This is a genomic window from Pseudarthrobacter sp. BRE9 (assembly GCF_031844305.1).
Taxonomy (GTDB): Bacteria; Actinomycetota; Actinomycetes; order Actinomycetales; family Micrococcaceae; genus Arthrobacter.
Genome location: NZ_JAUZUY010000009.1, coordinates 58,215 through 83,854, shown reverse-complemented (window position 1 = coordinate 83,854; position 25,640 = coordinate 58,215). Strand labels below are relative to the sequence as shown.

Below are 25,640 nucleotides of genomic sequence, written 5' to 3'. Positions count from 1 at the left end.
CCTTTCGGGTGCGGGCTGCGGCTTTCCTGCCTGCTGTGGGCCCGTCACAGCGCTGCTGCGCCGCCGTTGAACAGGGCTTTCAGGCGGAAAAGATGCTTCCGGGAGACCCAATTGTCGGTGGGCATTACTAGAGTTGAGTCCATGCTCCTCACCCTCATACGGCGCTACTCCAAACCGTATTTTCCCTACATCCTTGCTGTGGTCATTTTCCAGCTCGCGTCCACCATCGCCGCGCTGTACCTGCCCAGCCTGAACGCGCAGATCATCGACGAAGGGGTGGCCCGCGGGGACACCGATTTCATCTGGCGTACCGGTGCTCTGATGCTCCTGGTGGCTTTCGTCCAGGTGGCTGCGGCCATCGCCGGCGTCTACTTCGGCTCCAGGACGGCCATGGCGGTGGGCCGCGACCTGCGCCGTGCGGTGTTCCGCAAGGTCACCAGCTTCTCGGCCAAGGATGTCAACGCGTTCGGGGCTCCCACGCTGATTACCCGTGGCACCAATGATGTCCAGCAGGTGCAGATGCTCCTGCTGATGGGGTTGAACTTCATGGTAGCCACCCCCATCATGTGCATCGGCGGCATCATCATGGCGCTGCGCGAGGACATCAACCTGTCCTGGCTGGTGTGGGTATCTGTCCCGCTGCTTGCCGTGGTGGTGGGATACCTGGTGGTCCGGCTGATGCCGCTGTTCCGTTCCATGCAGCGGAAGATCGACCGGATCAACGCCGTCCTGCGCGAACAGATCATCGGTATCCGCGTGGTCCGGGCCTTCGTTCGCGAACCGTATGAGACGGACCGGTTCGGTGGCGCCAACAAGGAACTCACGGACGTCTCACTGCGCATCGGCGCCCTGTTCGTCCTGATGTTCCCGGCCATCAGCATGATCCTGCACCTGTCCACCGCCGCCGTGCTCTGGTTCGGCGGGCAGCGCGTGGACGCCGGCGCCATGCAGGTGGGGTCGCTGACCGCGTTCCTGCAGTACCTGCTGCAGATCCTGATGGCCGTCATGATGGGCACGTTCATGGCCATGATGATCCCGCGCGCCTCGGTCTGCGCGGACCGCATTGGCGAGGTGCTCGGCGTCGAACCTTCCATCCACGACCCCCGGCAACCGGTGGTGCCGGCATCCCTGGAAGGCGTCGTTGAGTACCGCAACGTGACCTTTGCCTATCCGGGCGCCGAGTCACCGGTGCTCAGCAACATCAGCTTCACCGCCCGCCCTGGCGAAACGATCGCGATCATCGGGTCCACGGGTGCCGGCAAGACGTCCCTGCTGTCCCTCCTGCCGCGGCTGTACGACCCCGTAGACGGCCAGGTGCTGCTGGACGGTGTCCCGGTGGACAGGCTGGACCGGGCGGAGATCACCAAACGCGTTGCCCTGGTGCCGCAGCGTCCCTACCTGTTCTCCGGCACCATCGAGCACAACCTCCGGTTCGGCAAAACCGAGGCGACCGACCAGGAACTGTGGGATGCGCTCCGGACAGCCCAGGGGGAATCATTTGTCCGGGAAAAGAAGAACGGGCTGGATTCCCGGATCTCCCAGGGCGGCACCAACGTCTCGGGCGGCCAGCGCCAACGTCTGTGCATAGCCCGGGCGCTGGTGACCAAACCGCGCGTCTACCTGTTCGACGACTCCTTCTCTGCCCTGGATGTGGCCACTGATGCCCGGCTCCGGGCGGCCCTCAAGCGCACCACCTCGGACGCCACCGTGATCATCGTGGCCCAGCGGATCTCCACCATCACCGAGGCTGACCAGATCCTGGTGCTGGACAACGGACGGATCGTGGACCGCGGCACGCACGAGGAACTCCTGGAAACCTCGCCCACCTATCAGGAAATCGTCGAATCCCAGCTGAGTGTGGAGGAAGTGGCATGAGCCCGCGCAAGAAGGACACCAGTCCCGTGGAAGAGACACCACTGTCCGCCCGGCCCTCTGCGGAGCCGGTGCAACCGGGCGCCGGGCAAGCCGAAAACGACGACTTTGTCGAGGAAGAATTCCAGCCCACGGAAGCCGACGGGGGCATGTTTGGTGCCATGCCTGCCAAGAAAGCCGAGCATTTCTGGCCGTCCGCCAAACGACTCATGGGCCTGTTGAGGCCTGAGGCCCTGGGCATCTACGCCGTGGTTGGCCTGGTGGTCATTTCCGTGGTCCTGAACGTGATTGCCCCCAAGATCCTGGGCCAGGCCATGGACGTCATCTTCGCCGGGGTGGTGGGCAAGCAGCTGCCCGCCGGAGCCAGCAAGGAACAGTTCGTGTCCGGCCTGCGCCAGCAGGGGCAGGACAACTTTGCAGACATGGTGTCCCGGATGGAGCTGGTGCCAGGCACCGGCATCAACTTCAACAAGCTCAGCATGCTCATCGCCATCGTCCTGCTGATGTACTTCGTTTCGAACATCTTCATGTGGCTGCAGGGGTATGTGCTGAACCGGATCGTCATGAAGGTCATCCGGCGGCTGCGCGACAACACCGAGAGCAAGCTGAACCGGCTTCCCCTGGACTACTTCGACACCCGGCAGCGCGGCGACGTGCTGTCCCGGGTGACCAACGACGTCGACAACATCCAGCAGGCGCTCCAGCAGGCCTTTGCCCAGCTGGTCAACTCCGTGCTGACCGTGGTGGGCATTGTGATCATGATGTTCATCGTTTCCTGGCAGCTGGCGCTGATCGCCCTGATTGCGCTTCCGCTGTCCGGCGTGGCCGCGGGCATGATCGGGGTCCGGAGCCAGAAGCTGTTTGCGGCCCAATGGAAGAACACGGGGGCATTGAACGGCCAGATCGAGGAGTCCTTTTCCGGTCATGACCTGGTCCGCGTCTTCGGCCGGGACGCGGACATGCTGGCCCGGTTCGAGGAACGGAACGAGGCTCTTTACAAAGCCAGCTTTGGAGCACAGTTCGTGTCCGGGATCATCTTCCCGGTCATGCAGTTCGTGTCCTACCTCAGCTACGTGGGCATCGCAGTGGTGGGCGGACTGCGCGTTGCATCCGGCGCCATGTCCCTGGGCGATGCCACCGCGTTCATCCAGTACTCCCGTGAGTTCACCCAGCCGCTGGGCCAGATGGCGGGCATGGCCAACATGCTTCAGTCCGGCGTTGCGTCCTCAGAGCGCGTGTTCGAATTCCTGGATGCGGACGAACAGGACGCCGAAACCGCCACCGACCATCTGCCGGCAAAGACCGACGGGCACGTGGACTTCCGGAACGTCACCTTCAGCTACACCCCGGACAAGCCGCTCATTGAGAACCTGTCGTTCACGGCAGAGCCGGGCAACACCGTGGCGATCGTGGGCCCAACGGGCGCCGGCAAGACGACGCTGGTGAACCTCGTGATGCGGTTCTACGAGCTCAATGCCGGCTCCATCATGCTCGATGGCGTGGACATCACCCACCTCAGCCGCTCCGAGCTGCGCGCCAAGGTGGGGATGGTCCTGCAGGACGCGTGGCTGTTCGGTGGCTCCATCTACGACAACATCCGCTACGGCAACCTCGACGCCACGCACGAGCAGGTGATGGCCGCCGCGAAGGCCACCTTCGTGGACCGCTTCGTCCGGGCGCTGCCCGAGGGCTACAACACCGTGATCGACGAAGAAGGCAACAACGTCAGCGCCGGCGAGAAACAGCTCATCACCATCGCCCGCGCGTTCGTGGCAAACCCGTCGCTGCTGATCCTGGACGAGGCCACCAGTTCCGTGGACACCCGCACCGAACTCCTCGTGCAGAAGGCCATGGCGGCGTTGCGCTCGGACCGCACAAGCTTTGTGATCGCCCACCGGCTTTCAACCATCCGTGATGCCGATACCATCCTGGTCATGGAGAACGGACAAATCGTGGAACAGGGCAACCACCAGGTGCTGCTCGAGGCAGGGGGCGCCTACCACCGCCTCTACATGTCGCAGTTTGCCGGTGCGGACGCCGGGGAAGTTCCGGTGGATGATTCGACGGCGGTGCACAGCTGAGCGCGCAGCAGGCCCAGGCAGCCCAGCGGCTGCAGCGGCAGGAACCGGGACCGGAGACGGCGGAGGGAGCCGGGGAGCATGGCGGCGGCCGGATTGAAGTCCTGGTGCCGATGCGCTGGGGCGACATGGACGCCTACGGCCATATCAACAATGTCCAGATCGTGAGGATGCTGGAGGAGGCGCGGATCGCCGCCTTCGGGCCTCCCCGGGGCGCCGGTCTCCCCGGAATTGAGCCCCCGGTCTCGCTGTTCAACGACGTCCCGGACGGAACCCTGGCGCTGGTTGTGGACCACAGGATCCGCTATGTCAGGACGCTGGAGTACCGAAACATTCCCGCGGTGGTACAGGTCTGGATTGGGGCCGTCAAGGGAGCCAGCTTCGACGTCCACTACCTCCTCCAGGACCCCGTCACGCGGGAGGACTGCGTGAAGGCCAGCAGCCACCTGGCGTTCGTGGACGAAGCCACCGGCCGGGTTCAACGGCTCACCCAGGAACAAAAAGACCGGATGGCCCCCTACAGGCAGTAAGCCTCTGGACAGGCCGCACCCGACCCATTGGACTGGAACGACCACCCACTCGAAAGGAAACCCCGATGGCCAAGAACAAGACCCGTGCCGGCCGGAAGAAGAAGACCTGGAAGGAAATGTCCCCGTCCGGCAAAGCAGGAATCATCCTCACCGCGATCATGCAGATGTCCCTGCTGGTTGCCGCCCAGCGGGACATCTCACGCAGGCCTGCTGAGCTGATCAACGGGCCCAAGGCCGCGTGGCGGGCAGCGTCCTTCATCAATTTCATCGGCCCCATGGGGTACTTCGTCTTTGGCAGGAAGCGGTCCGGCACAGGCATGTAACCCGGTTGGCGGAACGGCGGCCGGGCTGCCTGGAGCGGCCGCCCAGCTTCACCCTGTAAATTTGAGGGCATGACCCCCACTGCCACTGTTGCCATGACCCGCGCCCTCGGCATCTCCAAGGAGATCGAGGATGCTGCGTGGTTCGTGCTGGGGCCGGGCCTGCAGGGAAAGGCTTCTCCCTTGGACGGCCGCACCAGGACGTGGTCCGTTCCGGCCGCCGCGGAGTTGCTTGACCGCCTGGACCGGGGCATCGCTGATTCCAAGGCCCCGATGATGACCAACCTCCGCGAAAACCTGGAGGGTGCAACGCGCGGGGCTAAACAGCTGGCCGTGGAACTGCTGTTCCTGCAGTCACTTCCGCTGGCCCACGAGGTGAAGTCCCTGAAGGTCAAACGCGCCCGCGTGGCCGAGGCCGCGGGCTGGCTGGAGCCGCCGCTGGAACTTCCGGACGAGCTGTACGCGGGCATGACGGACCACGGCGTGATCCGCGACCGGACCGCCGAATTCAACTGGACCATCTGGGACCACCTCAAGTGGCTGTGCCGCTTTGTGCAAAACGTGGCGCAGCGGCCGGCAAGCGTAGTGCAGGCAGCCATCAAGGACCCCCTGCAATTCCACCGGCTCGCCGCATCCACGCCGGACGATCAGCCCGCCATCCGCCGCAGCATCGAGTTCCTCGCCTGGCCCAGCTACTTCGAGCCGGTAGTGGCGGACGTGGAGCGGCAGGAAATCCGCGACGCATTCGCCTCGCTGGTGGGCGGGGCCAAGGGCGACAGCGAAGAGGACATCACCGCGGACATCCACCGGATCCGGCTGCACCTGGACGAGCAGGCGGGCCAGCGCATCGACTGGTACTCCCGGCAGCTGGTCAGCCAGTGGCGCAAAGTGGGCGACCCCGGCCGGCGGGCATGGCTGCTCCGGACGCACAGCGACCACGCCGAGCTCCTCACCGCCTGGCACGGGGAGGAAAAGGTGACCCTCGACGTCGAACATCTCCGGCACCTGGACCCCGGCGTCACCGCCGGCCTGGTCCAGCACGCCGTGGACGAGGACTACAAGCACCTTGGCTACGTGGAGCGCGAGGACACCAAGACCGCGGTGTTTGCCTTCCTGACCGTCATGAAGCCCGGTGACCTGGTGCTCTACCAGCACGCCGGGAGCGTGCGGCTGGGCGGCGTGCTGGGGGAGCCCGAGTACAACGATGACAACCGCCGGCTGCGGCGCAAGGTGCGCTGGTTCGACGACGGGCACACCACCACCAGCCTTCCCCGACACGTCCAGCGCCAGCTCGCCACCCCCGGCATCGTGGTGGACGTGACCCGGGTGGTCCAGGCGCTGCAGGCGCTGCTGCCTGCCGAGGCGGAAACCGAACCCGACGCCGACACTGACGGTGCCGCCGTCGTCCCGCCTGTCCAGGAGGGCTTCCGCCCGCTGACGCAGGAATTTGCGGCGTCGCTGCACATGGAGCTGGAGCCGCTCCAGGAGATTGCCGACCTGCTGGAGGAGAACCGCCAACTGGTCCTCTACGGCCCCCCGGGCACGGGCAAGACCTACCTGGCCAAGCACCTCGCCGCCGAGCTGGCCGACGACACCACCGACGAGCGCGTCAAGCTGGTCCAGTTCCATCCGTCCTACGCCTACGAGGACTTTTTCGAAGGCTACCGGCCGGACAAGACGGACGAGGGCCAGGTGTCCTTCAAGCTGGTGGCCGGGCCGCTGCGCCGCCTCGCCGAGGAGGCCGCCAAGCCCGGGAACGAAAAGAAGCCGTACTTCCTCATCATCGATGAGATGAACCGCGCCAACCTGGCCAAGGTATTCGGCGAGCTGTACTTCCTGCTCGAATACCGCGACGACCGGATCTACCTGCAGTACAGCCCCAACGAACCGTTCACGCTGCCGGACAACCTCTACATCATCGGCACCATGAACACCGCGGACCGGTCCATCGCCATGATGGACGCCGCCATCCGCCGCCGTTTCTCCTTCATCGAGCTGCATCCGCAGACCGAGCCCGTCAAGGGCTCCCTGCTGCGGTTCCTCGAGGCGCGTCAGCTGGATACCACCCCCGCGTTGCTGCTGGATGCGCTGAATGGTGCGATTGACGAGTGGGACCGCGACCTGATGATCGGGCCGTCCTACTTTATGAAACCTGCGGCCCAGACCCCGGCCGGGCTGCGGCGGATCTGGAAGTACGAGCTGATGCCGCTGCTGGAGGAGCACTACCACGGCCAGCTCACGCGGGCACAGCTGGAGGAGCGCTTCGGGCTGGACCAGCTGCTGGGACGCATTGCAGCGCGCTGATCCCCGGGCGTCCGTGCGGCACCTGGTCCTGGACGAGCTTTCCGGCGGCCTCGTGGAACGGCTGGACGCGCCCAGCGCTTCCTTCCTGAACTCCAGCGGCCTGGCCAAAGCGTCCCCCATGGGCCTGGGGCTGTACCGGATTGAACCGGTGGGCAAGGTGGGCTCCGTGCGGACACCCACGATCCAGCTGGACGTCCGGCCCAAGGACCGGCTGGGACTCAGCCGGCTCCTGTTCCTGCTCAGCTATGCGGGGGAGCAGGGCTTCCGGCCGGACCTGGTGGCCGCTGACGAGGACCGGGACCTGTGGAGTGCCCTGGCCGAATCGCTGGCGCAGCTGGCCGAGCGCGCGCTGGGCCGCGGCGTGCTGCAGGGCTACCTCACGGTGGACGAGTCGCTGCGGACGGTCAAGGGCAGGATCCGGATTTCGGACCAGATCTCCCGCCGCCCCGGCATGCTGGTTCCCCTGGAGGTTTCCTACGATGAGTTCACCGAGGACATCGCCGAAAACCGGATCCTGCGCGCCGCGCTGGAGCGGATGGGGCAGGTGCCGGGGGTAAGGCCCCAGGTGCTGGGCCGGCTGCGGCAGCTGAAGGGAAAGCTCGACGCCGTCACCCGCCTTCCATCCGGCGCCCCGGTGCCGCCGTGGAAGCCCACCAGGATGAACCTGCGGTACCACGGGGTGCTGCGCCTGGCGGAGCTGATCCTGCGGAACGCATCCGCCGAAGCCGGCGAGGGCAAGCAGCAGACGGCCTCGTTCGTGGTGGACATGGCCCAGGTGTTCGAGGACTTCGTGGGCACGGCCCTGCGCGCGGCGATGAGCGCCTATCCGGGAGAACTGCGGCTCCGGTACAACGCGCTCCTCAGCGAAGCCGTGCGCGATTCGGACCGCCTGTCCGTGCGCCCGGACGCGGTCCATATGCTCGGTGGCCGGCCCGTGGTGGCCTACAACGCCAAGTACCGGGCGGCCTCGGATGCCGGTGCTTCCCTCACCGCCGACCACTACCAGATGCTGGCCCACTGCACCGCGCTGGCCGTACCCACCGCCTGGCTGGTCTACGCCGGCAAGGGCGAAGTGAAACTCCGCCGCATCCTGAACACCGACATCGACATCGTGGAGTTCCCGCTGGATCTCAGCCAGCCGCCGTCGGCCATCCTGGCCACCGTCAGGGAGCTCGCCCACCAGTCCTGGGGCGAAGTGGTGCGGGTGGATGGGCCCACGCCCGCAGGGTTCCCTGGCCGAGCTTGCGAGGTTAGGGTGCGGGTGGGGACTACACCGGCACCCGGAACGTAAACGTCGTCCCCTCGCCCAGCATGCTGTCGACGCCGATGGTGCCGCCGTGCGCCTCGACGATGGCTTTGCTGATGGGCAGCCCCAGTCCCACGCCAGGGATAGCGGTGCGGCGGACGCTGCTGGTGCGGAAGAATTTGGCGAACACCTCGGACGCGTCCTCCGGGCTCATGCCCATGCCGGTGTCGGTGACGCGGCAGGCCACGTGTCCGTCTTCCCGTGCCACCGACACCACCACCTCGCCGCCGTCGGGGGAGTACTTGATGGCGTTGGACACCAGGTTGTCCAGGACCTGGGAGATCCGGGCGCTGTCCACGTGGGCTTCCAGGCGCTCGGGTGTTTCGGCCCGCAGCTCAACGCCGGCCGCGGCCGCCCGTGGCATCGCCGAGGACACGCTGCTGCGCACGAGGTCGGCCACATCCACGGTGTGGGGCGTGACGATCAACTGGCCGTTCCGGCTCGACAGCAGGTCCGACACCAGGGTTAGGAGCCGCTCGGAATTCCGGCGGATGATCTCCAGCATGTCGTGCTGCGGCCCGGCCGGCTCGTCGGCGAGGAGGATCTCCACGTACCCGAGGATGGACGTCAGCGGCGTGCGGAATTCGTGGGAGACGCTGGAGACGAAGTCGTCCTTGGCGGTGAGCGCGTTCACCAGGTCCGTCACGTCGCTGAAGACGATCACGGAGCCCGCGAAGTTGCCGTCGGAGTCCTTCATGGCGCGCGCCGTGGTCACCAGGGCCCGCTGGTCCTTCCCCTCACCCAGCCAGACGAGGTAGTCGGTGAAGGTTTCCCCCAGGACGGCGCGGCGCACCGGCCGCTCCTCCACGGGAATCAGGGTCTTCCGGTCCGGGCCATAAACCAGCAGCTGTGACTCGTTGGGGTCGGCAACAGCCTTTGGCCGGGCCAGTTCATGGTTGGCTCGCTGCTTCCGGTTCATCAGGACGTCATGGCCGTCGGCGTCCACGGCCAGCACGCCAAGGTGCACAGTATCCAGCACGGTGTTCAACAGGGACTCCTGGCGCTTACTGACGCGGAGGTTGGCCCGCAGCTGCTCGTCCTTTTCCTCCAGTTGGCTCTGCTGGCGCATCATGCTCAGGGTCAGGACGCTCACCGAGACGCCGATGCCCAGCATCATGACCGGCAGCAGGAGCGACCGGGCGAAGTCCTGCGGCGTGTAGTTCCCCTTCAGGAGCAACGGCACCCAGATGATGGCCAGCGGGCCCAGGAAGGAGAGCCATAAGGCAGCCCGCGGGTAGTACCCGGACGCGCAGAGCCAGATCACCGGGAACACGGCCAACAGGCTGATGCCCGCGAGACTTTCCTGGCCGCCTTCCCTGCCGGCCGCGATAGAGATGAAGTCCAGCAGCGGGATGGCCAGGAAACTGGTGTAGGGCAGCCGGTCCCACGGGACGAGGTAGCAAAGCGCCATGATGGCCAGCTGCGAGATGAGGAATGCGACGAACAGAGGGTTGTCCAGGGTGCCCGGGAAGAAACCCCACACCAGCAGGGCCGTCAGGATGGTGGTCACGAACAACGGCATTTGGCTCAGGGCCACCCGGTCCGTCAGCCGGTACTCATGGAAGGGTCGCTTGAAAAACCGCAGCCGTCCGGAGGACCAGGCTGTGGGGCTGCTCATGGCGTGGAAGACGCGGATGTCGGGGTGTGCAAGGCCATAGCAGCAGGATATCGGCAGCCAGCTATACTTCTGACGTTGGCACTGAGGGGGCTCTATGAGTGAGGCACGTGTGGGTCTGGTCATCGAGGATGACCACGACATTCGGGAACTGGTTCGCACTGTGCTGACCCAGGCTGGCTTTGACGTGACCGTCGCCAGCGGCGGCGCAGAGGGCGTCCTGTTGGCCAAGAGCCTGAATCCTGACGTCATCACCCTGGACCTGGGGCTGCCGGATATCGACGGGTTCGAGGTTTCGCGGCAGATCCGCGAGTTTTCCGATGCCTACATCGTGATGCTCACGGCGCGCACCGAGGAACTGGACACCCTGATCGGGCTTGAGTCGGGTGCGGATGACTACCTCACCAAGCCGTTCCGGCCGCGGGAGCTGCGGGCCCGCGTCGCGGCCATGATGCGGCGGCCGCGCTCCGTGCCCGACCCCGCCGAGGTTGCGGTGGAAACTTCCCCGGACGGCGCTGCCCACCCTGAGCGCGGCAACTTCAGCCACAACGGGCTGGAGCTCAGCTACGCCTCCCGCACGGTCGCCGTCGACGGCAAAGAGATGAACCTGACCCGCACGGAGTTCGAACTCCTGTACGCGCTCCTGGAAGCCGGGCGGACGGTCCGGACCAAGTCCGACCTGGTGCGGCGGCTGCGCGACGAGGATTACGACGTCGGCAGTTACATCAGCGAGGCTGACGAACGTTCCGTCGAGGTCCACATGGGAAACCTGCGCAAAAAGCTGGGTGACTCGCCACAGCAGCCGCGGTGGCTGCAAACCGTCCGTGGGGTGGGTTACCGCTTGGCGCCGGGGCAGCACTGAGCCTGCAGCCGGTGCGTGGTTTGCCTGCTGCACTGGGTGATGGGCCGCAGGTAGGCGGCTGCCAGCCTGGGCAGCGCCACCGCCATGTCAGCGTGACGTGCCTCGGCCCGGATCTCGTTCTCCAACTCCAGGGCGAGCCCGGCCAGCCGCTCGGCTCCCACCATTTGGCTTGACGTCTTCAGGCTCAGGACGGCATCCATGGAGCCGTCGAGGTCCCCGGTGGTCAGGGCCAGCCGCAACTTGCCCAGCCGTTGGGGCAGGTACTCGATGAAGTTCCCCACAAAGACCCTGCTGTAGCCTTCTTCCTCCTCGAGTTCATCCCGCAACCGGTCCAGGACGGACTGGTCAACCAGCGGCTTGGGGGCATCATCTGAAGTGCTCATGACACTCCTTTCTGCTGGGATTACGGACTCCGGAACGAGGGCGGTTATGCGGGGGTGGTTCGTCTTTTTCAGGTTAGGACCGTTCCCTTGAGCTTGCAGAAGACTCGGCAAGAATTGTGGTTTTCTTGATGGGGGCGTGGTTTCTTGCCCATAGGATCGATCCCAGTGCTTTTCGCATTGACGTCATCAGCGGCCGAACGCCGCCTTTTCAATCTGGGGATAGATTGCCGTGTTCCGAACACTTAGGTCCTTATTTGTCGCGCTCTTAATCGTCGCTGGCTTGGTTTTGTCCGTGGTCCAGCCGGCCAGCGCAGCCACGTCACCGCAAATCACGCTCAATCCGGCTTCCGGTCCAGCCGGTTCTGCCGTGACTGTTGCCGGCACAGGGTTCAAGGCCTCCACCACCGGGACGGTGATTGTAGGCTCTACGACTTTCGCCTTCCAGACCACAGCGACGGGTGCCTTCAGCGCGGGCATTACCATTCCCGCCGCGTCCACCGGCAATCTCACCATCACCGCCAAGACGTCGTCCATCAAGGCATCAGCGACTTTCGTGGTTCAAGTGACGCCTGCCCCTGTGCCTGCGCCCACCGTCAGTGCAGCTGCCTTGCGCTTTGGGGTGGCGACCGCCGGGGGAGCCCTCGCCGGCGCGGAACTTGACGAGGTGGCCACCGTGGCAGGGGAAAGCCCATCCATCGTGATGATCTACAAGGACTTCCTCCAGTCACCGCCAATAACCGAGATGGACGCCGTCCGTTCACGTGGTGCCACGCCTTTGATCACCTGGGAACCGTGGGCCTGGGGCGGCGGTGTCGACCAGCCCGCGTATTCGCTTGACCGGGTGGCGGCCGGCGACTTCGACGCGACAATTACCCAGTGGGGGCAGTCCATGGCCGCGTGGGGCAAACCGGTCATGCTGCGCTTTGCGCACGAGATGAACGGCAACTGGTATCCCTGGGCCGAAGGCGTCAACGGCAACCAGGCCGGAGACTACATCGCCGCCTGGCGGCACGTGCACGACGTCGTTGCCGCTGCGGGTGCCGGCAATGTCCAGTGGGTTTGGTCGCCGAACGTACCCTATGTGGGCTCGACCGACCTGGCCGGTTTGTTCCCCGGCACAGGCTACGCGGACATCGTGGCCCTGGATGGCTACAACTGGGGCACCTCTCAAACCTGGAGCAGCTGGGTTTCCCCGGTGGATCTGCTTGGCCCTGGCATCTCCCAGCTCCGCGCCTTGGCACCCGGAAAACCCGTCCTGATCGCGGAGACGGCATCCAGTGAGACGGGTGGTTCCAAGGCCGCCTGGAACACAGACCTTGTGTCCTTCCTGGCCGCGCAACCGGATGTGATGGGCTTCGTCTGGTTCCACCTGCAGAAGGAAACAGACTGGCGCATCAACAGCAGTGATTCGTCGGCATCGGCCTTCAGATCGGCCCTGTTGGCGCGGAGAAGCTAGGGGATAGGGGATAGCTGCTCCGAAACTCCATGTGGCCGGCTGCCTGACCGTGGCAACCCGTTTATCCTGCCCTGCCCGGATCAAGGACAGTGCCGGCAGCAGCTAAAGATTCGCTCAAGAATTCTGTCAGGCGCCGGCTTCGAGGAACTTCACCAGCTGGTCTTCGAGGGCTGAGCGGTCCTTCAGCTCGCATTCCCAGACCGTCAGTACTTCCCAGCCGGCGTCTTCCAGCTGCCGGCGCTGGCCAGCGTCCCGCTCCCGGGTACGGGTACGCTTCGCGGCCCAGAAGTCGGCATTGGCCTTCGGTGCGTGCAGCCCCACCCGGCAGTCATGGAAATGCCAGAAGCAGCCGTTTACGAAAATCACCTTGTGCCGGGCTGCGAAGACGAGATCCGGATTGCCTGGCAGTTTGGTGGCTCCGGACCTGCCGTGCAGGCGGTACCGGTAGCCCCTGGCGTGCAGGAGCCGGCGGACCAGCAACTCAGGTTTGGTGTTCTTGCCGCGGATCCGGGACATGTTCCAGCTGCGCTGCTCAGGGGTGAGCTTGTCAGCAGTGGGCTTGTCCGCCATCCTTCCAGTCTAGGAGCGCCTAGACGTCCCGTTCCGGTTGTTCGCCGAACACGAAGTGCCGCCCGCTGACAGAGTTCGGTTGGATTTCCACGTAAAAGTCCTTCAGGGTAGGAATCCACGTCTTCAGGCCCAGTTCTTCGATGGCTGCGAGCTCATCCGAATTGCTGAGGACCCGCGCTGTCCCCCTCAGGACAACGGACCAGGCCTCCTGCGACAGGATGCCATCCGCTTCGAACAGCACCTGCGCATTGATGGTAAGTTGTGCGAGTTTGTTCCCCGGAGCCGTCCGAAGGTAGACCTTCCGGTTGGAGGTCACGTAATTTACCGGGAAAATATCAGGTTCCCGTGCAACAGATACCACCAGCCGCCCATGCTGCGTTGCCGCCAATAACCGCCACGATTGCTCATCATCGAGTTCCAGGACGGGATTGCCGTCCGCGTGTTCAAACATCATGCGGCCATTGTTCTACTCGAAGTAGAATTGCGACAGGGACTTTCTACCCCACCTCCATTCGTTTGTGACAGCTCAGTCAAGGCTTAACACTTCTGAAACAGGCTTGTGACCGGGATGTCTTTCCTGCTCGGTAGCGTCGCACTCAGGGCCGTGACGGCATCACGCAAACGAAAGCGACGCACCAAATGGGCAACGACTTGGATTCAACGAAATTACTGGAACCGGCGGCACCTGCTGATGCCGCCGTCGTCGGACGCTCTCCGGCCACCACGACGGCGCGCAACACCGCCGCCCTCAACGCCACCAAGGAGAGCCTGGAGGATTACACGCTGAGGTTCGCGCCGCGCTCCTACCGCAAATGGAGCGCCGGGGTAGTGGCCACCAGTGCGCTGGGCGGCATCGCCTACCTGGCCGACTTCTCGATCGGCGCAAACATCGGCATCTCGTACGGCACGGTCAACGCGATCCTCGGAATCCTGGTGGCCGCCGTCGTCATCTTCGCCACCGGATTTCCCTTGGCCTATTACGCGGCCCGGTACAACATCGACCTGGACCTGGTTACCCGCGGCTCCGGCTTCGGCTACTACGGGTCTGTGGTTACGAACGTTATTTTCGCGACGTTCACGTTCATCTTCTTCGCGCTGGAAGGCTCCATCATGGCGCAGGGGCTGGAACTGGGGCTCGGCATCCCGCAGTGGCTGGGGTATGCGGCGTCAACCGTCATCATCATTCCGCTGGTGATTTACGGGATGAACACCTTGGCCAAGCTGCAGGTGTGGACCACTCCGCTGTGGCTGCTGCTGATGGTGGTTCCGGTGGGGTACCTGCTGATCTCGCACCCGGAGAGCATCGACAGCTTCTTCGCGTACACGGGTGCGTCCGGTGATGGGGGACCGAACCTGGCGTCCGTGATGCTCGCAGCGGGAGTGTGCCTGTCCCTCATGGCGCAGATCGCCGAGCAGATCGACTACCTCAGGTTCATGCCGCCGCGTACAGAGGCCAACAAGGGTGCCTGGTGGCGGGCAGTGATCCTCGCCGGCCCGGGCTGGGTGATTTTCGGGGCCATCAAGCAGATTGTGGGCTTGTTTATCGCCATCTACCTGATCGCCACGCTGGATCCGGCAGCCTCGGCGACGGCCAACGAGCCGGTGCACCAGTTCCTGGGCGTGTATCAGGAGATGATGCCGGCCTGGCTGGCCATGACGCTGGCCGTGGTGCTGGTGGTCATCTCGCAGATCAAGATCAACGTCACCAACGCCTACTCGGGTTCGCTGGCGTGGACCAACTCGTTCACACGCATCACCAAGACGTATCCGGGCCGGATGGTGTTCGTGGTGGTGAACCTGCTGATCGCGCTGGTTTTGATGGAAGCGAATATGTTCGATTTCCTCAACACCATCCTCGGGTTCTACGCCAACTGCGCGATGGCGTGGGTGGTCACGGTGGCGTCCGATATCGTCATCAACAAGTACCTCCTGAAGATCTCCCCGAAGGTGCCGGAGTTCCGCCGCGGGATGCTGTACGCCGTGAACCCGGTGGGATTCGTGTCCATGCTGGTGTCCGCTGGAATCTCCATTGCCGTGTTCTTTGGCGCTTTTGGTTCCGGCATCCAGCCGTACTCGCCGATTTTTGCAGTGGGCCTGGCGCTGGTGTTGCCGCCGGTCCTGGCGCTGGCCACGCGCGGCCGGTTCTACCTGCGGCGCATTGATGACGGCATCGATCTGCCCATGTTCGACGCCGAGGGGAACCCGAGCAACGCCAAGCTCCTGTGCCACGTGACGGGATTGGAATTCGAGCGGCCGGACATGGTGCGTTCTGCACAGGACGCTCCCGACGGCGGCATCCAGTACGTTTCTTCGCTCGCCTTGTCGACGGACAAGACGGGGGAGCTGGTGCTGCCGGCCCAGAAGTAGGGCTTTAGTCTGGCTGGGTTGTCCCAGGAAGGAAGCCGGTGCACATTGTTGCGCCGGCTTCCTTTGTGACATCTTCTGTTGCTTTCACGATGGTAAAACCGGAACGGCGCCCGTCACCTGTGGATAAGTTCCGTCGGCAAATTGTGACGTGGGCTACCCTTAACTCACTGTTCGGAGCAAGCCGTCTAAAACTACTGGGGGAATAGCGGCCCATGACATCACAGAGTCTCTTCACGTTCCACGGCGTTCGATGCGGGGCTGCAGCCCTGATTGTTGGTTTTGCGATGGCTTTGTCCGGCTGCAATTCCGGGGACTCTCCGGGGCCGGGCGGCACTTCGTCCCCCGTGGCGGCCGAGACGCCCACAGCCAGTTCCACCCCTACCCCCACGCCCAGCGCTGTCTACAAGCCCGCCGACGCGTCCGGCCCCGCCCAAAACGTGCCTGTTCCCGTGCTGCCCGAGGTAGCCAAGACGGAGACGAAGGAAGGCGCAGAGGCATTTACGAAGTATTGGTTTGAGCTCCTTAACTACGCTTACCAAACTGGCGACATTGCTTCTGTTCAGGCTGTGACTTCACCGAATTGCCAGTTCTGCGCGAACATCACCAGTTCGCTAACGACGAATTATCAAGGGGACCGGTGGTTGGCTGGGGGGAAAATCACCATTCCCGCAGCGACCACTTCCTTCCAACGTTCAGAAGATGGCAACTATCAAGTAATCCTTCAAGTACTCCAGGACACCATTACCTACTATGAGCGCGGGGGATCGGAATTCAGGGCAGCAACTAAGCCCTCCAATACTGGCAATGTTTTGCTCGTCGGCTTTGATAGTTCCGGTTGGCGTGTCAACGGACTTCACCCACTTCGCTGATGAGCAATCCACGTCTACTCAGAGGTTCTGCTTCGGTGGTCTTAATCCTGGTTCTTGCATTCTTTGGGCTTGAACCGGCGTTCGCTGATAGCGGTACTGACTCTGGCTTTGTTGATAACGGGGTTGGAGTTGACACTTGGGTCGTTGACTCGGGCACAGGCAAGGGATCACTCGAATCACCAACCAGCGGGATTGACGACCCCAACGAGTACAAGTACGAACTACAATGCCACCTCGGCGGAGGGGACTTCGATACTCCTTGCCTTGCCCGCCAACTGGACTGCAAGGACCGCGAGGACGGTGCCAAGGGAATACCGGTCATGTGGCTGTCGCGGCCGCGAGGCGTACCCGGCGCGGTTTGGGCGCATCACTCCGGACCCACCTGCCTTTACGATCCGAAACCCGAGGACCTCCTGCCCCGGATCGCGGCCGATATCCAGCGTCAGTTCCAGAACCTGCCGGTCAGTGCCGGGAAGGTCGTGGCGCAGCCCAGCCCAAACACGCTCAGAGGCGCCGAGACGAACTTCTATGCGGAAGCGGTTGAACAGCAGTTCGACATCACGATGTTCGGTCAACAGGTTCACGTCGTGGCAACGCCGGTCCAATACACCTGGAACTACGGGGACGGCACGGTCTTCGGCCCCCAACCGTCCATGGGTGGAGCATTGCCGCAGGACCGTTGGGGCGAGAAGACCCGGACCAGCCATGCATATGCATCCACGGGAGATTTCCAAGTGGTGCTGACAACGTCGTTCCAAGGCACCTATTCGGTGAACTCCGGTCCACCCCTTCCGATCCCCGGCCAAGGCCAATTCAGTGCGCCGCCACAGGGCATCAGCGTCTGGCGTTCGCTGACCCGGAACTACGCAGACGACTGCAACACAAATCCCCAGGGACAGGGCTGTCCGGGTAGCGCACTACGCTAGCCGCCAAGGATGGGTGAGCAATGTGATCCCCGTCCCACCAGCGACAAGTCCGGAATAGTTGCACGCGCCCCACAGTTGGCCTAGGCAGTACGTCTTCAGCCTTCGAAAGGAACTGCGCATGCTGTTTTCCCCACTCATCCTCGGTGAACTTGAACTTCCCAACCGACTGGTGATGGCACCCCTGACCCGCCTCCGCGCGGGTGAGGACGGCGTCCCGGGCCCGCTCGTCGTCGAGCACTACCGCCAGCGTGCATCGCTTGGCCTAATCGTCAGCGAGGGCATCTACCCCACCCCCGCCGGGCAGGCCTACCCCGGGCAGCCCGGAATCGTGACCCAAGAGCAGGTTGCGGGGTGGAAGAAGGTCACGGATGCAGTCCACGCTGAAGGCGGCCGCATGTTCGCCCAGATCATGCACGGCGGCCGGGTTTCACACCCGGACATCATCGGGGGCGTTCCAGTCGTCGGTCCCAGCGCTGTAGCAATTGACGGCATCGTCCGGACACCGGCCGGCAAACAGCCCTACCCGGTACCGCACGCCCTCACCACCGACGAACTCCCCATGGTCATCCAGGAAATCGTCAACGCCTCCCTGAACGCCATGGAGGCCGGGTTCGACGGCGTGGAACTGCACTCGGCCAACGGTTACCTCCTGCACGAATTCCTGGCGCCGAATTCCAACCTCCGGACGGACAGCTACGGCGGATCACCCGAGAGCCGCGCCCGCTTTGTTATCGAAACCGTCAATGCCGTGGTCGCAGCCCTCGGCGCAAACCGGGTGGGCCTGCGCATTTCCCCCGAGCACAACGTCCAGGGCATTGCGGAGACCGACGCCGCCGATGTTCGCGCCACCTACGAGGTCCTCCTGGACAGCATTGCCCCGCTCAACCTGGCGTACCTGAGCATCCTGCACCACGAACCTGCCGGCGAACTCGTCCAGGACCTCCGCGCACGCTTCGGCGGCACCTTCCTGGTCAACACAGGATTCGGTGTGATCACCACGCGGGAAGAAGCCGTGAGCCTTGTGGCTGACGGCCACGCGGACGCTGTCGTGGTGGGCCGCCCCGCAATCGCCAACCCGGACCTTGCCCGCCGCTGGAAGGAAAGCCTTCCGCTGAACGAGCCGGACGCTTCCACGTTCTACGCGGACGGCGCCACCGGTTACACGGATTACCCGGTCTACCAGGGCTAAGAAGCCGATAGGCCGAGTTGAACAAGCGACGACGGCGGCACCCATGATGGGTGCCGCCGTCGTTGGCTGTCTGGGGTGCTGGTCCCGGGCAGCAGAGCCGCGGGGCCATCCGACGGCCTCCCGGCTGAAGACTTATATGGCCCGCCGGACTCCATCGGATGCCGGCGGTGATCAGATGCTACTCCATCGAATGGACTCTTACCAGAGCCAGTTTTCCAGGCCGGAAAATGGGCTAAAGCACCGCTTCGCGGCCGGTGCCTTCCTTCATCACCAAGCGTCCGTCCTCGATGGACACCAGCACGCTTTTGGGCCTGCCGCTGACCTTGGTGATGGCTTTCAGGCCACGGTTGGTGACCTCGACTCCAACCTGTGCACCCTTAGCCGGCAGCTCTACGGATACCTCTGACGCGATGCCGAGAAGCGGATTCGTGGAGATCCCCAAGTCCCTCCGCACTGCCTTCCCGTTCACGGTTACGGTGACGTTCGCCTCGTCGAACCCGTCCTGGAACACAACCAGCAATTCCCGCATGGTGGCCTCTTCCTCGAGCATGGGTGCCAGTGATGGCATGACCACTACAGCACTTTGCCGGCCCCAGGGGAATACCTGTTTCTCCCAGCGGCACCTCCCCGGGCACCGCAGCAGTGGAGCCCCGCAGGCCGGTAGGGCAAGATGTTCTGGTGACTCAACTGCCTGCACCTGCCCCCGCATCCGCCCGCTCCAGCGCATCCGAGCCGGACGCCATCTTTGCCCAAATCGCTGCCGAGCTGGGGGTCAAGGCCTGGCAGGTGAAAGCGGCTGTTGAATTGCTCGACGGCGGGTCAACGGTTCCGTTTATCGCCCGGTACCGCAAGGAGGCCACCGGGACACTGGACGACACCCAACTCCGTGACCTCGACGAGCGGCTCCGCTACCTCCGCGAGCTTGCAGACCGCCGTCGTGCAGTCCTCGAAGCGATCGAGGCGCAGGGCCAGCTGACGCCGGAACTGCGCAAGGCGATCCTGGCAGCGGATACCAAGTCGCGGCTCGAGGACATCTACCTGCCGTTCAAGTCCAAGCGGCGGACCAAGGCGCAGATCGCCCGGGAAGCGGGCCTGGAGCCGCTCGCGGACACGCTCTTGAAGCGGCCGGACCTGGATCCGGAGCGCGAGGCCGCGAAGTATCTCAACAGCGGACATTCCATTGATGAAGCGGCCGCCGCGCTCGCAGGTGCCCGGGCCATCCTGGTGGAGCGGGTGGCCCAGGATCCCGACCTGGCCGAAACTTTGCGGGACCGGCTGTGGACCCAGGGCCGGATGGTGTCGCGCGTCAAGAAGGGCAAAGAGGCGGAAGGCCAGAAGTTTGCGGACTACTTTGAGTTCGCCCAGTCGCCGGACAGGATGCCGTCCCACCGGGTCCTTGCGCTGTTCCGCGGGGAGAAAGATGGCATCCTCGAGCTGGACCTCGCCGAAGCCGACCCAACGGACGACGCCGGACTCACCGCCGCCCGCGCCCGCTACGAGTCCGCGGTGGCCCGGTTCCTCGGGGTCGCCGACCGCGGCCGGCCCGCCGACGCATGGCTGATGCAGACCGCGCAGGTGGCCTGGCGCTCCCGCGTCCTGTCCCGCCTTACCTCTGACCTTCGTGCCAGGTTGTTCGCCTTGGCGGAAGACGAAGCGGTCCGGGTCTTCGCCGCCAACCTCCGGGACGTCCTGCTGGCCGCCCCTGCCGGAAACCGTGCCACACTGGGCCTCGATCCCGGACTGCGGACCGGGGTCAAAGTCGCCGTGGTGGACGGCACCGGCAAGGTGGTGGCCACTGACACGGTCTATCCCCACGCCCCGGCGCGGAAGTGGGATGACGCCCTGGCCACCCTGGTGCGTTTGGCGCGGCAGCACGCCGTCGAACTCATAGCTATCGGCAACGGCACGGCGTCGCGGGAAACGGACAAACTGGCTGCCGAACTGATCAAGCTGCTGCCCGACGTCGACCGGAAACCGCAGAAACTCGTGGTGTCCGAGGCCGGCGCGTCCGTCTACTCTGCTTCCGCGCTCGCTGCCGCGGAACTGCCGGGAATGGACGTCTCACTCCGCGGCGCCGTCTCCATTGCCCGACGCCTGCAGGATCCGCTTGCCGAACTCGTCAAGATAGACCCCAAATCCATCGGCGTGGGCCAGTACCAGCACGACGTAACGGCGTCGAAGCTGGACCGGAGCCTCGACGCCGTGGTGGAAGACTGCGTGAACGCCGTGGGGGTTGACGTCAACACGGCCTCGCCCGCGCTGCTGAGCCGGGTGGCCGGCGTCGGACCCTTGCTGAGCGAAAACATTGTGGCCTACCGGAATGAGCACGGCCCCTTCAACAAACGGTCGGACCTCAAGAAAGTACCGCGGCTGGGCACCAAGGCGTTCGAACAGTGCGCCGGCTTCCTGAGGATCACCGGGGGATCGGAGCCGCTGGACGCGTCGAGCGTGCACCCGGAGGCCTACGCTGTGGCGCGCAAGATCCTGGTGGCCGCCGGCCCGGCACCGGCATCATCCCTGGATCCGCAGAAATTCGTTGACGACACCTTCGGGCTGCCGACGGTCCGGGATATCCTCGCTGAGCTGGACAAGCCCGGGCGCGACCCCCGGCCCGCCTTTGCCGCCGCCACATTCTCTGAGGGGATCGAAAAGATCGCTGACCTGGTGCCCGGCATGATTCTCGAGGGAACCGTGACCAATGTTGCTGCATTCGGTGCCTTCGTTGACATCGGAGTCCACCAGGACGGCCTGGTCCACGTCTCCGCCCTGGCGAACCGCTTTGTGTCCGATCCGCGGGAGGTGGTGAAGTCCGGCCAGGTGGTCCGGGTGAAGGTCCTGGAGGCTGATCCGGAGCGGAAGCGGATCTCGCTGACCTTAAGACTCGACGACGAAACGGCCGGCGGCAGTACAGGTTCCGGACGGCGCGGTTCAGCCCAGCCGGGGTCCGGGCAGCCTGTGCCCGCGAAGCCGGGCGGGAGCGATAACCGGAGGGGAGCGGGCGGCGGAAAGGGTGAGCGCAGCGGACGCCCGGAGCGGCAACAGCAGGGGAAGCAACCATCCGGCAGGACCGGCGGCAGCGGCCGTTCCACTCCTGCACCGCAGCCCGTCAACACGGCAATGGCCGAGGCGCTCAGGAAGGCCGGACTGGGCAAGTAGCCCTCCGGGCCTTTTGGCAGCGGCGGATTTTCTGCAAGGGTGGAGTATGACCTATTTTCTGGAGTACACCGTTCCTGCCGCCCCCGGTGATGCCGAGTTCGAGTTCCCGCACGACGAGATCAACTCCGGCACCACGGTTCCGCTGACCCAGACGTCCGCCGAAGTGGTGCACACGCCCAACCTCCCGGCCCGCACCGGCATTATCGGTGCCACTGTGCCCGAGGCGAAGCTTGAGGCTGAGCAGTTGATCACCCACAGCCGTGCATCGGAAGCATCGCTGTACTTCGACCCGTCCAACTCCCTCCAGGCAGGGGTGGGTACGCTGGTAAGTACGTTCAGCGAGGGCGCGGGCTGGCAGGACGCCCAGGACGTAAGCTTCTAGCCGCCCATCCAGCCGCCAGTCCCGAGCAGGCGGGGCCTGCCGAACCGCGTCCGGACTCCCGGTGAGTAAAGGACCGACTCGGGCGGCCCGCTCACGCTGATGCCGGCGGCTGCGATCAATCCGTCGCTGAGCCTGTGGACATCCGCGTCAAACAGTGGCCACTCGTGATGACTATTCGGAACGTACACGGTTCTGCCGTGGAAGCGGCCGTGCATGCCAAACCTCGCAGTCAGGAAGATCGAGAGGGGATCGCTGGCCGCGGCACGCAGCTTGGGGACGACGCCGAAGTGGCTGCGGGCAGCGCTGCCGCCGAACCGGTGGACGGAATAACCGACCGGAAGCTCGCCGGTGCTGCCGGCAGCGGTCCCAACGTTGCCATGCAGCCGCCCGCCGCTACTGCCGGGAAAGGGCGGCCATTGCCGGATGCGCGACCATACGTACGGAATTCCCACTGCCCGCGTTGCCACGACGACGGGGAGCCGGTCGGCATCCAGGCTCAGGAACACTACCCCGCGGGTCCCGTCCGGCTCACGTGAGTAAAGCCGGACGTTGACTTCATTGAAGTTTCCCAGATAGGGAATGCCGGGGCCGTGCCCGAGTCCGGCTTGGACCATGCGAAATCCGATGAGACCTACCCAGGAACTGCCATCGAACACATCCGGTTGGACTCCGTCAGGCATAAACGTGGCCGCCACTGCCTCCGGGGTTCGCCAGTGGAGGAACACGGCGTCAAGCCACCGCTGGTCGGAGAATACCGGCGCCGGTAGTTTTGGCGGCTGGGGCCACAGTTCTGCGGCGCTCAAGTTCTCCGTCAAGGTTCTTCCACTCCTTCGCTCGGTCCAGCTGCTGACGCTTGCAGTTCGCCAGCTGCCGTTTCCCCTAGTTCAAGGGGCGTGTGTCCTGCGGAAGCTGGCCACCTGCAAGAAGCGCTGCGGCTGCGTCGGCGAGGGCGGTCAGGGCTACCCTCTGCGTCCATGGACCGTACGAGATGCGCGCAACGCCCAGTTCCTGCAGCTTGGCCGGCGGTAGGGAACCGGGGATGTTGATGACCGAGACCTTGTTCCAGCCGATGCCCGCTACCAGCGCTGTGACCGTTGGCTCGTCCAGGAGTCCGGGTACAAAGACAGTGGTGGCACCGACATCAAGGAATGCCTTGCCGCGTTCGATGGCATCCGCAAGTACATCCTCGGGCTCACGGTCCTTCCCCTTCAGGAAGGCGTCGGTCCGCGCGTTCAGGACAAAGTCGATTCCTTCTGCAGCGCCGGCATGAACAACGGCAGCCATCTGGTTGACGGCGTCCGTGAGTGGGCGCATCTGGTCCTCGATGTTTGCCCCGACGATCCCGACGCCAACGGCCTTGCGGGTGGTCTCCCCAGGGTTGCCGTAACCGGACTCAAGGTCCGCGCTTACGGGCAGGTGGGTGGCCGCAGCTATGCGGCCCACGAAGCCGATCATCTCGTCGACGGGAATATTCTCGCCGTCCTTGTAGCCGAGTGTTGCGGCTATGGAGTGGCTTGCCGTTGCGAGGGCAGTGGTTCCTGGAACGTCCGTGATGACTTTGGCGGTGATGGCATCCCACACGTTGACCACCTGGAGGATCTCAGGGGCATGGTGAAGGCGGCGCAGTTCGGAGGCTTTGGCACTGCTGGTTTCAGTCATGGGTGAAGCCTAACCGACGGCTGTTGGGCAAGATTCACTCCCGTGAGTGGGGGGTGGTGGTGGTTTGAAGTAGTGGTTTTGTTGGGGTGTTTGGGTGGGGTCGATGTGGGGTGGGGGGATGAACATGGGTGTGTTGTGGGTGGTGGTGATTTTCCATTGTTCTTTGTGGATGAGGTGGTGGTGGTGGCTGCAGAGCAGGACGCCGTTGTTGGTGGTGGTGGGTCCTGCGTGTGACCAGTAGGTGATGTGGTGGGCTTCGCACCAGGGGGCGGGGATGGTGCAGTTGGGGAAGGCGCAGCCTTGGTCGCGGGCGGTGAGGGCGGTTCGTTGGGCTGGGGTGAAGAGGCGGGTTTTGCGGCCGAGGTCGAGAATTTCGCCGTGGGTGCCCAGGAGGGCGGGGATGATGTCGGCGTCGCAGGCTGTTTTGCGCAGGGTGGCCGCGGCGACGGGCCCGGTGAACGCGAAGGTCCCGGTCCCTGTGGCCCTGCCCGCTGCTGGTCCTGCTGGTGTTCCGGTGCCTGCTTCCGGCCGTCCGGCCGTGGCGGGTTCTGTGGTGCCTGCGGGTGTGGTGGGGGTTTCGGGGAAGAGGTCCTGGTAGTGGATGGTGGCGATGATCTGGGGCCGGTTGCCGCCGGTGGTGGGCAGGGTGTTGGTGGCGAGGGCTGTTTTGGCGGCGGTGATGATGCCGTCGAGTTGTTTTTGGGCGCGGGTACGCAAGTCCAGGTCAACCGGGACGGTGTGGTCGGCTTGGTTGTTCGCCGTGGGGCGGCCCCCGGCACCCGTGCCTGCGCCTGGGCTGCCGTCGTTACCGGTGCCCGTGGCCCCGGCACTGGTGTCCCTGGCGCTGGTGGCCTTGTTGGTGGTGTCGGGGGTGGTGGTGCGGGGGTTGGTGGCGGTGTTCATGACGGTGAGGAGGTGTTCGTATTGGTCGGTGGTGGCGAAGATTTCGACGTGGTGCAGGCCGTGGCGGGGTTTGCGGATGAAGGCGCCTTGAGTGTGGTGGAGGGCTTCTTCGGTGGGTTCGGTGCCGTCGGCGTCGATGGTGTCGGTCCAGCGTTGGGCCAGGCGGGTGAGGAAGTCGGGGTCGGCGGTGGCGGCGGCGCGGGTGAGGTGGTGCTCGATCCGGTCCACGGTTTCTTCGGTGGTGTGGTGGTGGAGCCGGTCCAGGGTGGCGGTGATGATGGTAGCGGCGTGCGAGGACACGGCCGGGCCCTGCCCTGGCCCGGCCGTGCTCACCGGCTCGCCGGTGATTCCGGGGTCGGCGGTGGTTCCGGGGTCGGTGGTTGGCTGCGTGCCGGGGGTGAGGGCTGCGGCGAGGTGGGGCCGGGCCGGTGGGAGTGGTTCGCCGGTGAGGCTGGTGGCGGGGAGGACGTGCCGGGCGAGGGTGAGGCGGCGGCGGGCTTCGCGGATGGGAATCCGCAGCCGCAGCCGGAGGAACTCTGCGGTGTTCCGGCACCCGTCATCCGCCGGGGACGCCACGAGGGGCCGGGCCGGGAGGGCTGGTCGGGTGTGGCGGCCGGGGCGGGCCACTCGGCGTCGGTCTCGTTCACAGCTTGAGGTCCGGTGTTCAGGGTTTCGACACCGTTGGCGTCCCATCCGGTGGTCCAGCCCCGGGACCGGGTGGCGCGGGTTTTGGCTGTGGCGGCGTCGCTGATGGCCTGGGTGCGGGTCCGGTCCACAGCGTCGGCCGAGAGGATTTGCAGGTATTCCGCGGTCCGGACCAGTTCCTCGACGCCGCCGGCGAAATCGGCGGCCTCAACATAGGAGGCGGAGGCCAGCACGTCCGGGGCGGCCAG

Annotated in this window: 22 protein-coding genes; 14 read left to right on the top strand and 8 right to left on the bottom strand. The window is 64.8% G+C overall.

The genetic code is table 11. From position 1 onward, the window contains the following. The first annotated feature begins 141 nt into the window (after positions 1-141). The 6 genes from Q9R31_RS15890 (at position 142) to Q9R31_RS15865 (ending at position 8,395) form a co-directional block, all read left to right on the top strand. Positions 142-1,875: an ABC transporter ATP-binding protein gene (locus tag Q9R31_RS15890; RefSeq protein ID WP_311263677.1), complete on the top strand. Its 1,734-nt coding sequence runs from the start codon at positions 142-144 to the stop codon at positions 1,873-1,875. Continuing rightward, the gene (locus Q9R31_RS15885; RefSeq protein WP_311263676.1) at positions 1,872-3,953 is read left to right on the top strand and encodes an ABC transporter ATP-binding protein; all 2,082 of its coding nucleotides are present in this window, start codon (positions 1,872-1,874) and stop codon (positions 3,951-3,953) included. The genes Q9R31_RS15890 and Q9R31_RS15885 overlap by 4 nt, the downstream gene beginning before the upstream one ends. 110 nt (positions 3,954-4,063) lie before the next feature. Beyond that, entirely contained in the window at positions 4,064-4,480 is a 417-nt protein-coding gene (locus Q9R31_RS15880; RefSeq protein WP_311263784.1) for a thioesterase family protein, read from the top strand. Between the two features lie 65 nt (positions 4,481-4,545). After that, positions 4,546-4,803: a hypothetical protein gene (locus Q9R31_RS15875; protein ID WP_311263675.1), complete on the top strand. Its 258-nt coding sequence runs from the start codon at positions 4,546-4,548 to the stop codon at positions 4,801-4,803. Between the two features lie 69 nt (positions 4,804-4,872). Then, a complete protein-coding gene (locus Q9R31_RS15870) occupies positions 4,873-7,104 on the top strand; it encodes an AAA family ATPase (protein WP_311263674.1) in 2,232 nt (743 codons plus the stop codon). Continuing rightward, complete coding sequence (locus tag Q9R31_RS15865) at positions 7,091-8,395, top strand: 5-methylcytosine restriction system specificity protein McrC (protein WP_311263673.1); 1,305 nt, start codon at positions 7,091-7,093, stop codon at positions 8,393-8,395. Before Q9R31_RS15870 ends, Q9R31_RS15865 begins: the two co-directional genes overlap by 14 nt. On the opposite strand, the gene Q9R31_RS15860 is transcribed toward Q9R31_RS15865, so the two are convergent. After that, positions 8,373-10,028, bottom strand: coding sequence for a HAMP domain-containing sensor histidine kinase (locus Q9R31_RS15860; RefSeq protein ID WP_311263672.1), 1,656 nt, complete (start codon positions 10,026-10,028; stop codon positions 8,373-8,375). The genes Q9R31_RS15865 and Q9R31_RS15860 overlap by 23 nt on opposite strands. Before the next feature lie 94 nt (positions 10,029-10,122). On the opposite strand from Q9R31_RS15860, the gene Q9R31_RS15855 reads away from it, so the two are divergent. Continuing rightward, positions 10,123-10,887, top strand: a complete 765-nt coding sequence (locus tag Q9R31_RS15855; RefSeq protein WP_311263671.1) for a response regulator transcription factor — start codon at positions 10,123-10,125, stop codon at positions 10,885-10,887. Here the strand turns inward: Q9R31_RS15855 and Q9R31_RS15850 are convergent. After that, on the bottom strand, positions 10,860-11,270 hold the full coding sequence (locus Q9R31_RS15850; RefSeq protein ID WP_311263670.1) for an Hpt domain-containing protein: 411 nt from the start codon (positions 11,268-11,270) through the stop codon (positions 10,860-10,862). The two genes, Q9R31_RS15855 and Q9R31_RS15850, sit on opposite strands and share 28 nt — an antisense overlap. Positions 11,271-11,550: 280 nt before the next feature. Between Q9R31_RS15850 and Q9R31_RS15845 the strand changes: the two genes are divergently transcribed. Further along, complete coding sequence (locus tag Q9R31_RS15845) at positions 11,551-12,726, top strand: glycosyl hydrolase (RefSeq protein WP_397428260.1); 1,176 nt, start codon at positions 11,551-11,553, stop codon at positions 12,724-12,726. A gap of 126 nt (positions 12,727-12,852) precedes the next feature. On the opposite strand, the gene Q9R31_RS15840 is transcribed toward Q9R31_RS15845, so the two are convergent. Beyond that, the gene (locus tag Q9R31_RS15840; RefSeq protein WP_311263668.1) at positions 12,853-13,296 is read right to left on the bottom strand and encodes a very short patch repair endonuclease; all 444 of its coding nucleotides are present in this window, start codon (positions 13,294-13,296) and stop codon (positions 12,853-12,855) included. Between the two features lie 19 nt (positions 13,297-13,315). Then, on the bottom strand, positions 13,316-13,750 hold the full coding sequence (locus Q9R31_RS15835; protein ID WP_311263667.1) for a pyridoxamine 5'-phosphate oxidase family protein: 435 nt from the start codon (positions 13,748-13,750) through the stop codon (positions 13,316-13,318). A gap of 185 nt (positions 13,751-13,935) precedes the next feature. On the opposite strand from Q9R31_RS15835, the gene Q9R31_RS15830 reads away from it, so the two are divergent. The 4 genes from Q9R31_RS15830 (at position 13,936) to Q9R31_RS15815 (ending at position 18,647) form a co-directional block, all read left to right on the top strand. Then, positions 13,936-15,663: a hypothetical protein gene (locus Q9R31_RS15830; protein WP_311263666.1), complete on the top strand. Its 1,728-nt coding sequence runs from the start codon at positions 13,936-13,938 to the stop codon at positions 15,661-15,663. A gap of 212 nt (positions 15,664-15,875) precedes the next feature. Next, entirely contained in the window at positions 15,876-16,532 is a 657-nt protein-coding gene (locus tag Q9R31_RS15825; protein ID WP_311263665.1) for a DUF6318 family protein, read from the top strand. After that, positions 16,532-17,458 (top strand): hypothetical protein, encoded by a 927-nt coding sequence (locus Q9R31_RS15820; RefSeq protein WP_311263664.1) that lies wholly within the window; start codon positions 16,532-16,534, stop codon positions 17,456-17,458. Before Q9R31_RS15825 ends, Q9R31_RS15820 begins: the two co-directional genes overlap by 1 nt. A gap of 118 nt (positions 17,459-17,576) precedes the next feature. Beyond that, positions 17,577-18,647 (top strand): alkene reductase, encoded by a 1,071-nt coding sequence (locus tag Q9R31_RS15815; RefSeq protein ID WP_311263663.1) that lies wholly within the window; start codon positions 17,577-17,579, stop codon positions 18,645-18,647. Positions 18,648-18,879: 232 nt separating this feature from the next. Here the strand turns inward: Q9R31_RS15815 and Q9R31_RS15810 are convergent, their stop codons facing one another. After that, the gene (locus Q9R31_RS15810; protein ID WP_311263783.1) at positions 18,880-19,197 is read right to left on the bottom strand and encodes a hypothetical protein; all 318 of its coding nucleotides are present in this window, start codon (positions 19,195-19,197) and stop codon (positions 18,880-18,882) included. Positions 19,198-19,334: 137 nt separating this feature from the next. Between Q9R31_RS15810 and Q9R31_RS15805 the strand changes: the two genes are divergently transcribed. Both Q9R31_RS15805 and Q9R31_RS15800 read left to right on the top strand, forming a co-directional pair. Then, positions 19,335-21,803, top strand: a complete 2,469-nt coding sequence (locus Q9R31_RS15805) for a Tex family protein (protein ID WP_397428264.1) — start codon at positions 19,335-19,337, stop codon at positions 21,801-21,803. 46 nt (positions 21,804-21,849) lie between these two features. Then, on the top strand, positions 21,850-22,185 hold the full coding sequence (locus tag Q9R31_RS15800; protein ID WP_311263661.1) for a hypothetical protein: 336 nt from the start codon (positions 21,850-21,852) through the stop codon (positions 22,183-22,185). On the opposite strand, the gene Q9R31_RS15795 is transcribed toward Q9R31_RS15800, so the two are convergent. The 3 genes from Q9R31_RS15795 to Q9R31_RS15785 form a co-directional block, all read right to left on the bottom strand. Further along, positions 22,182-23,000 (bottom strand): YqjF family protein, encoded by an 819-nt coding sequence (locus tag Q9R31_RS15795; protein WP_397428259.1) that lies wholly within the window; start codon positions 22,998-23,000, stop codon positions 22,182-22,184. The genes Q9R31_RS15800 and Q9R31_RS15795 overlap by 4 nt on opposite strands. A 64-nt stretch (positions 23,001-23,064) precedes the next feature. After that, a complete protein-coding gene (locus Q9R31_RS15790) occupies positions 23,065-23,844 on the bottom strand; it encodes an isocitrate lyase/phosphoenolpyruvate mutase family protein (RefSeq protein ID WP_311263660.1) in 780 nt (259 codons plus the stop codon). 9 nt (positions 23,845-23,853) lie between these two features. Next, on the bottom strand, positions 23,854-25,440 hold the full coding sequence (locus Q9R31_RS15785) for a DUF222 domain-containing protein (protein WP_311263659.1): 1,587 nt from the start codon (positions 25,438-25,440) through the stop codon (positions 23,854-23,856). Between the last annotated feature and the right edge of the window lie 200 nt (positions 25,441-25,640).

Bases quoted from the DNA above. Each gene is read 5' to 3' on its own strand.
- Q9R31_RS15890 (WP_311263677.1), top strand. From the start codon at position 142: ATGCTCCTCACCCTCATACGGCGCTACTCCAAACCGTATTTTCCCTAC.
- Q9R31_RS15885 (WP_311263676.1), top strand. From the start codon at position 1,872: ATGAGCCCGCGCAAGAAGGACACCAGTCCCGTGGAAGAGACACCACTG.
- Q9R31_RS15880 (WP_311263784.1), top strand. From the start codon at position 4,064: ATGCGCTGGGGCGACATGGACGCCTACGGCCATATCAACAATGTCCAG.
- Q9R31_RS15875 (WP_311263675.1), top strand. From the start codon at position 4,546: ATGGCCAAGAACAAGACCCGTGCCGGCCGGAAGAAGAAGACCTGGAAG.
- Q9R31_RS15870 (WP_311263674.1), top strand. From the start codon at position 4,873: ATGACCCCCACTGCCACTGTTGCCATGACCCGCGCCCTCGGCATCTCC.
- Q9R31_RS15860 (WP_311263672.1), bottom strand. From the start codon at position 10,028: ATGAGCAGCCCCACAGCCTGGTCCTCCGGACGGCTGCGGTTTTTCAAG.
- Q9R31_RS15855 (WP_311263671.1), top strand. From the start codon at position 10,123: ATGAGTGAGGCACGTGTGGGTCTGGTCATCGAGGATGACCACGACATT.
- Q9R31_RS15850 (WP_311263670.1), bottom strand. From the start codon at position 11,270: ATGAGCACTTCAGATGATGCCCCCAAGCCGCTGGTTGACCAGTCCGTC.
- Q9R31_RS15840 (WP_311263668.1), bottom strand. From the start codon at position 13,296: ATGGCGGACAAGCCCACTGCTGACAAGCTCACCCCTGAGCAGCGCAGC.
- Q9R31_RS15835 (WP_311263667.1), bottom strand. From the start codon at position 13,750: ATGATGTTTGAACACGCGGACGGCAATCCCGTCCTGGAACTCGATGAT.
- Q9R31_RS15830 (WP_311263666.1), top strand. From the start codon at position 13,936: ATGGGCAACGACTTGGATTCAACGAAATTACTGGAACCGGCGGCACCT.
- Q9R31_RS15825 (WP_311263665.1), top strand. From the start codon at position 15,876: ATGACATCACAGAGTCTCTTCACGTTCCACGGCGTTCGATGCGGGGCT.
- Q9R31_RS15820 (WP_311263664.1), top strand. From the start codon at position 16,532: ATGAGCAATCCACGTCTACTCAGAGGTTCTGCTTCGGTGGTCTTAATC.
- Q9R31_RS15815 (WP_311263663.1), top strand. From the start codon at position 17,577: ATGCTGTTTTCCCCACTCATCCTCGGTGAACTTGAACTTCCCAACCGA.
- Q9R31_RS15810 (WP_311263783.1), bottom strand. From the start codon at position 19,197: ATGCTCGAGGAAGAGGCCACCATGCGGGAATTGCTGGTTGTGTTCCAG.
- Q9R31_RS15800 (WP_311263661.1), top strand. From the start codon at position 21,850: ATGACCTATTTTCTGGAGTACACCGTTCCTGCCGCCCCCGGTGATGCC.
- Q9R31_RS15790 (WP_311263660.1), bottom strand. From the start codon at position 23,844: ATGACTGAAACCAGCAGTGCCAAAGCCTCCGAACTGCGCCGCCTTCAC.
- Q9R31_RS15785 (WP_311263659.1), bottom strand. From the start codon at position 25,440: ATGGGACGCCAACGGTGTCGAAACCCTGAACACCGGACCTCAAGCTGT.